The organism is Paenalcaligenes sp. Me52, assembly GCF_050487965.1.
Taxonomy (GTDB): Bacteria; Pseudomonadota; Gammaproteobacteria; order Burkholderiales; family Burkholderiaceae_B; genus Paenalcaligenes.
In genome coordinates this window covers 1-598 of the sequence record NZ_JBKQFO010000044.1, presented here as the reverse complement: position 1 = coordinate 598, position 598 = coordinate 1, and the positions used below count along the sequence as shown (strand labels likewise).

1 pseudogene is annotated in these 598 nt (G+C 55.7%); it reads right to left on the bottom strand.

The annotated features are described in order from the left end of the window. Positions 1 to 598 (bottom strand): annotated as a pseudogene (gene fadH, locus ACLO87_RS16875) (NADPH-dependent 2,4-dienoyl-CoA reductase); the annotation flags it as partial.

The following is a 598-nucleotide window of genomic DNA, read 5'->3' as shown; positions in this document are numbered from 1 at the left end:
ACTCAATACCTTCGGATGATCGATCCCGTCGATGGGCGGAGTGCGCGGCACGATCCCACTGGCGAGGATCGTTTCATCGAAAGCCTGTAACTGATCCGCCGTCACGGTGTGATTGAGTTTTAGCGTCACGCCCGTCACTTCGATCATCCGGCGGTAATAGCGCAGCGTTTCGTAAAACTCCTCTTTGCCGGGGATCTGTTTGGCGATATTAAACTGCCCGCCAATCTCGCTATGAGCGTCAAACAATGTTACCTGATGCCCACGCGCCGCCGCGTTAATGGCAAACGCCAGCCCAGCAGGTCCCGCACCGACCACCGCCAGATTTTTTTTCTGCACGGCGGGAAGGATTGGCATTTTGGTTTCGTGGCAGGCGCGAGGATTCACCAGGCACGAGGTGACTTTGCCAACGAAGATTTGATCGAGACAGGCCTGATTGCAGCCAATACAAGTGTTGATCTCATCGGCTCGTCCCGATTGCGCTTTTGACAGCAGCTCCGCATCAGCAAGAAACGGTCGCGCCATCGATACCATATCGGCATCGCCGCGCGAGAGAATATCGTCGGCAACCTGCGGATCGTTAATCCGGTTGGTGGTTACC